This window comes from Collinsella sp. LCP19S3_C9, assembly GCF_052121575.1.
Lineage (GTDB): Bacteria > Actinomycetota > Coriobacteriia > Coriobacteriales > Coriobacteriaceae > Collinsella.
In genome coordinates, this window is record NZ_JBQKDZ010000026.1 from 1 (window position 1) to 5453 (window position 5453).

Sequence of the window (5453 nt, forward strand, 5' to 3'; positions counted from 1 at the left end):
AGATGGGCGTCTCCAGGCTCTCGAAGGACCAGGTGAGCGCAATCGCCTCGAGCCTGGACGCAGACATCGAGGATCTGTGCGGAAGGCCGCTCGACGGCTCGCCGGTGCCCTACGTCTGGCTCGACGCGACCTACGTCAAGTGCCGCCGCGAGGGGCGCGTCGCCTCCACCGCCGTGGTCACCGCCATCGGCTGCGATGCGGGCGGCTGGAGGCGCGTCCTTGGCGTCGACGTGGTTGACACCGAGTCTTACGACTCGTGGCTCGCCTTCCTGCGGGCCATCCGCTCGCGCGGGGCGGCGGGCGTGCGGCTCGTCGTCTCGGACGCCCACCCGGGGCTCGTCCGGGCGCTCGGCGAGGTCTTCCAGGGCGCCGCGTGGCAGCGCTGCGCGGTCCACCTCATGCGCGACTGCATTGTATTCCGTAACATCTAAATCGACAAAAACGGCAGCATAAAGTCGACACTTCCCGCAAGGGGCATGCTGACCAGATCGCAGGGCTATCTTGGTGGTGCTTCGTATCTACCAAAGGAGGCCCGGAGAGGAAATGATCAGCATGACCGATAAGAATTCTATACGCCTGCTGTGGCGGCAGGGGGACAGCGTCGCCGAGATCGCGCGCAAGACCGGCGTGAGCCGGGACACCGTCTACAAGTACCGCGACATGGACGACTTCAGCCCCAAGCCGCCCGCGAGGCGGGCGCAGGGCTCAAAGCTCGACCCGTACAGGCCCCTGATCGAGTCCTGGCTCGACGACGACATGCGCAGCGGACGCAAGCAGCGCCATACCGCAAAGCGCGTCCACGACAGGCTCGTCTCCGAGTGCGGCGCCGACGTCTCCGTCAGCACCGTGGAGCGGTGCGTCAGGGAGATTAGGGCCCGCCGCTCGGCGGAGGCGGCCGACGCCCAGTACCTCGACCTCGTCTGGGGCCCCGGCGAGGCGCAGGCCGACTTCGGCGAGGCCGACTTCTACGTGAGGGGGATGCGGACCACGCTGAGCTTCTTCGTGATGACGTTCCCGTACTCCAACGTCGGGCTGGCCCAGGTCTTCCCGGGCGAGACGTCGGAGTGCGTCTGCCAGGCCCTGCGCAACGTCTTCGAGCACGTCGGCGGCGTGCCGACCAAGATCGTCTTCGACAACGCGACCGGCGTCGGCCGCCGCGTCGGCGGCGGGGTCCGGACGACCGAGTTGTTCGCCGCCTGCAGCGCCCACTACGGCTTCCGCTTCAGGTTCTGCAACCCCCGCTCGGGCAACGAGAAGGGCAGCGTCGAGAACAAGGTGGGCTGCGTGCGCCGCAACCTCTTCGTCCCCGTCCCCCAGCTGTGGGACGCCGGCGCCTTCAACCGCAGGCTGCTCGAGCGCAGCCTCGCCATGTCCGACAAGCCCCACTGGATAAAGGGCGAGCGCGAGCTCGATCTCTTCGAGGCCGACAGGCTGGCGATGCTCGGGCTGCCGGCCAAGCCCCTCGACTGCGTCACCTACGTCTCTCGCACCGCCGACAAGAAGGGCAAGGTCTCGGTCGGCGAGAGGGGCCGCCACCTCTACTCCACGCACCCGTCGCTCTCGCGCCGCAGGCTCACGGTCGGCCTGCGGGCGACGACCGTGAGCGTCTACGACCCCGACAGCGGCGAGCTCGTCTGCGAGCACCCCAGGGCCTACGGCATGTTAATGCCAATATAAAAAGGGCCAGTTACACCAACGTAAAAATCCAATAGCACCAAGATAGATGTGCCAACAGCGCCAACGCATTTTGCCCAACCGCGCCAACGAAGGTACCCTCCCCTCGAGTAACCTTTCGAGAGGAGGACGATATGGAAAGGAACGTTATGGGCGAGTTGAGCATGTACAGGCAATCCGGCACCAAGCCCAACTTCAGCGAGATCGGCCGCAGGCACGGGATGAGCCGCAAGACCGTGGCCAAATACTGGCGAGCGGGCGGCGACCTCGACGACGGCAGGGCGTCGAGGGGCAGCGGCTTCGACCCGTTCCGGGAGGTGATAGAGGCAAAAGCCGAGCTTCCCGGCATCACGAAGAAGGCCGTCCACGAGTTCCTGCTGCACAGGCACCCGGACGCCCGCCTGCCGGGGTACAACGCCTTCACCGAGTACTGCAGGAAGAACGGCATCGCGTTCGGCGCGCTGCGCGCACCGGACGCGCACCCCCGCTTCGAGACCCCTCCGGGCCGCCAGATGCAGTTCGACTGGAAGGAGGGCATCACCATGGTGGACGCCAACGGCGAGGTCTTCGAGTTCAACGTGTTCTCCGCGACCCTGGGGTACTCGAGGCTCCACAAGTTCACCTACTCGGCCACCCGGACCACGGACGACCTGCTGGCCTGCCTGTTGGGCGCGTTCAAGTTCATGGGCGGCGTGCCGCAGGAGTGCCTCACCGACAACATGTCGTCGCTGGTCAACATGTCCACGGGCCGGCGCGTCAGGAACGAGAGGGCGTGGCGGTTCGCCAAGGAGGCCGGCTTCGACCTGCAGCTGTGCCGGGCGGGCGCCCCCCAGACCAAGGGGAAGGACGAGTCCGCCAACCGCTTCCTGAACAGGCTCTCGGCCTACGATCGCGACTTCGTGGGCCTGGACGGGCTGCTGGCGGCCATCGCGCGCATCGAGGCCAGGAGCAACTCGGAGCCCAACGACACGACGGGGCTGCCGCCCTCGGCGCTATTCATGCGGGAGAAGGAGTTCCTGCAGCCGATAGGCAACGCGACCCTGCTGGAATCGATGGTCGGCGACGTCTCTGATCAGGTGGTGCCGCCGACGATGCTCGTCAGGGCCGCCGGCAGGCAGTGGTCGGTGCCCCGCAGGTGCATCGGGAGGAAGGCCAGGGTGGTGACGATGCCGGGCGGGCAGATCCGCATCACCGTGGCGGGCGAGCTGGTCGCGGTCCACGACGCGGCGCAGGGCGCCAGCAAGATCAATTATACAGAAGAGCACTACGTGGAGGCCATGGCGGATAAGGCCTGGGCGGCCGACGAGGACATACGCGAGCAGGCGCGGGCGAACCTGGAGCTGCTCGGGCGGATGGGAGGAAAGTGATGGCGGATCCCGCGATCGAGGCCAGCCCCTACGTGAGGGCACAGAACAACCTGGGGACGCTGGGGCTGCACGAGATGTCGGCGCTTTTGCCCGACTACATGCGGATGGTGTCGGAGGGCGATGCGGACTTCTGCTCCGCGGTGGCGCAGATGACGCAGGTCGAAGTGGAGGCCAGGACGCAGAGGATCACGAGGCTGCGGATACGCTCGTCGGGGTTCCCGTGCGTGAAGACGCTGGCGGACTTCGACTGGTCCTTCCAGCCCTCCGTGCCCAGGCCCCTGGTTGAGGAGCTGGCGACGCTGAGGTTCGTGGACAGGGCCGAGAACGTGCTGCTGGTGGGCAGCCCCGGCGTGGGCAAGACCCACCTCGCCACCGCGATCGGCATAGAGGCCGTGAAGGCCGGCAAGGAGGTGAGGTTCATAGACTGCGCCAGGCTCGTGGACGACCTGAAGGACGCCCAGTCCAGGGGGATACTCAAGAAGAGGCTGAAGTACTACGCCCACTCGAAGCTGCTCATCATCGACGAGCTGGGCTACCTGGACATCGACGAGGGCGGCGCCGACCTGCTGTTCCAGCTGGTGAGCACCCGCTACGAGCAGCGGTCCACGATCATCACCACCAACGTTGGCATAACGGGATGGGCGAAGGTGTTCGGCGACGAGGTGGCCGCCAGCGCCATCGCCGACAGGATCTGCCACCACTGCCACGTCATCAAGATAACCGGCCGCTCCTACAGGCTCAAGGACGTGCCGACGGAAAGGAAGATGAAAGAAGAATAGCCAGAATTGGGCAATTTGCATTGGTGCGGCTGGACATCGTGAGCTGGCGCGATGGGGCAAAAATAATTGGCGCGATTGGGCAAAAATACATTGACGTTAACACGGCAGCGCCCCGACCGACACGTCCGACCCCGCCTCGCAGCTCGCCCTGCTGGCGTGGAACGCCGGCGGCTGGGAGAACAGCAGGGTGAGGGAGGCGCTCCCCGACGAGCTCAGGGAGCATATGGACTCACTGGACAGGGCGGGCCTGAAGGCCGAGCTGAGGGTGATGCGCGACCAGGCGGCCACCTCCGGATGGGAGGCCACGCTGCAGGCGGTGCGCCTCGCCTACGAGGCGACCGGCCGCATCGACGAGGCGTCGGTCGCCGTCAGCGCGGCGCGCGCCGCCACGGGGACCGTCACCTACGACGAGCCCGTGGACCTCGGCGTCTACGACGGCTTCATGGGGGTGGCGTAGATGGCCAGGGCCGCATGCCCCGACAGGCGCCTGCTCGAGTCCTCGCTGAGGGGCAAGGCGCGCTCGATGCTGTTCTCGAACAGCGTCGTCGACGAGTTCTGCGAGGAGGCAACGCTCCCCGAGATGAGGGCGGTCGAGGGCCTGCTGGCCAGGCAGATGGAGGTCAGGGCCGCCAACCAGCTGGAGAGGAGGATGCGCAGGGCGAGGTTCCCCGCGGCCAAGTCGCTCGACGGCTACGACTTCTCCCAGGTCTCGTTCCCCGACGGCTACGGGGAGGCCGACCTCAGGTCGCTCGCCTTCATCGACGCGTGCCAGGACTTCGTCTTCCACGGGAAGACGGGCAGGGGCAAGACCCACCTCGCCATCGCGGTCGGCGCCGCCGCCGTCAGGGCCGGCAAGTCCGTGAGGTTCTTCACCGTCGCGCAGCTCGTGATGCACCTGGCCGACGCGCGCGACCGCGGCAGGCTGCGCAGGGAGCTCGACGACCTGCTGTCGGCGGACCTGCTGGTACTCGACGAGCTCGGCTACGTGCCGCTCGACGTCGAGGGGGCGAGGCTGCTGTTCCAGGTCATGTCGGCCCCCGAGGGCACCCAGAGCCTCATAGTCACCACCAACATAGAGTTCAGCAGGTGGGGCACGGTGTTCGGCGACGACAAGATGGCCGCGGCCGTCGTGGACAGGCTCGTCTACACGGGCAGGCTGGTGGAGTTCAACGGCGCCAGCTACAGGATGGAAAACGCGCTGATGCTCGGGAAGGGTGAGGCCGAATGAGGTACGCCGCGGAGGACTGCCCGGTGAACAGGATGAAGGACCGCGACGCCGGCGCCTGGGACGCGCAGGCGCTCTGCGGGCTCTTCCAGTGCCCGGGCTGCGGGCTGACGCCGGACCACCCGCTGATGACGGGCGAGCGGGGCGGGATGGAGGAGGTGCCCCCGGAGGACTGGGAGATACCGTTCTAGGCAGCGGGCGGGCCGGCCGCGACGGCGCCGGCCCGCCCGGAGGCGGTCAGCATGAGGGTGTCGAAATTCGACAGACGTATTTGTCGATTTTTACTTGACGGAACACACTGCATGCGCGAGGCCGGCTCCTGGCAGCTCAGGCGCCGCGTGGGCAGGATCGTGTCGCAGGTGTTCCGCGGGCGCGACGCCGCCACCGTGACGGCCATGTACCACGCGG

Annotated in this window: 6 protein-coding genes and 1 pseudogene; all 7 read left to right on the forward strand. The window is 67.1% G+C overall.

The window, feature by feature from the left end; translation table 11 throughout:
* Positions 1-410 (forward strand): annotated as a pseudogene (locus tag ACTQXI_RS08760) (transposase); the annotation flags it as partial.
* Positions 411-552: 142 nt separating this feature from the next.
* The gene (istA, locus tag ACTQXI_RS08765; protein ID WP_441548529.1) at positions 553-1677 is read left to right on the forward strand and encodes an IS21 family transposase; all 1125 of its coding nucleotides are present in this window, start codon (positions 553-555) and stop codon (positions 1675-1677) included.
* Positions 1678-1808: 131 nt separating this feature from the next.
* The gene (istA, locus tag ACTQXI_RS08770; RefSeq protein WP_441016562.1) at positions 1809-3041 is read left to right on the forward strand and encodes an IS21 family transposase; all 1233 of its coding nucleotides are present in this window, start codon (positions 1809-1811) and stop codon (positions 3039-3041) included.
* Positions 3041-3820, forward strand: a complete 780-nt coding sequence (gene istB / locus ACTQXI_RS08775) for an IS21-like element helper ATPase IstB (RefSeq protein WP_441016565.1) — start codon at positions 3041-3043, stop codon at positions 3818-3820. Before istA (ACTQXI_RS08770) ends, istB (ACTQXI_RS08775) begins: the two co-directional genes overlap by 1 nt.
* Positions 3821-4043: 223 nt before the next feature.
* Positions 4044-4277, forward strand: a complete 234-nt coding sequence (locus ACTQXI_RS08780) for a hypothetical protein (RefSeq protein WP_161162606.1) — start codon at positions 4044-4046, stop codon at positions 4275-4277.
* Entirely contained in the window at positions 4278-5048 is a 771-nt protein-coding gene (gene istB, locus ACTQXI_RS08785; protein WP_082421956.1) for an IS21-like element helper ATPase IstB, read from the forward strand. It begins immediately after the preceding gene.
* Positions 5045-5236, forward strand: a complete 192-nt coding sequence (locus tag ACTQXI_RS08790) for a hypothetical protein (RefSeq protein WP_055287498.1) — start codon at positions 5045-5047, stop codon at positions 5234-5236. Before istB (ACTQXI_RS08785) ends, ACTQXI_RS08790 begins: the two co-directional genes overlap by 4 nt.
* Positions 5237-5453 lie beyond the last annotated feature (217 nt).

What these genes read in the sequence shown, in the direction of transcription:
- istA (WP_441548529.1), top strand. Translation starts at nt 553, where the DNA reads ATGACCGATAAGAATTCTATACGCCTGCTGTGGCGGCAGGGGGACAGC.
- istB (WP_441016565.1), top strand. Translation starts at nt 3,041, where the DNA reads ATGGCGGATCCCGCGATCGAGGCCAGCCCCTACGTGAGGGCACAGAAC.
- istA (WP_441016562.1), top strand. Translation starts at nt 1,809, where the DNA reads ATGGAAAGGAACGTTATGGGCGAGTTGAGCATGTACAGGCAATCCGGC.
- ACTQXI_RS08790 (WP_055287498.1), top strand. Translation starts at nt 5,045, where the DNA reads ATGAGGTACGCCGCGGAGGACTGCCCGGTGAACAGGATGAAGGACCGC.
- ACTQXI_RS08780 (WP_161162606.1), top strand. Translation starts at nt 4,044, where the DNA reads ATGGACTCACTGGACAGGGCGGGCCTGAAGGCCGAGCTGAGGGTGATG.
- istB (WP_082421956.1), top strand. Translation starts at nt 4,278, where the DNA reads ATGGCCAGGGCCGCATGCCCCGACAGGCGCCTGCTCGAGTCCTCGCTG.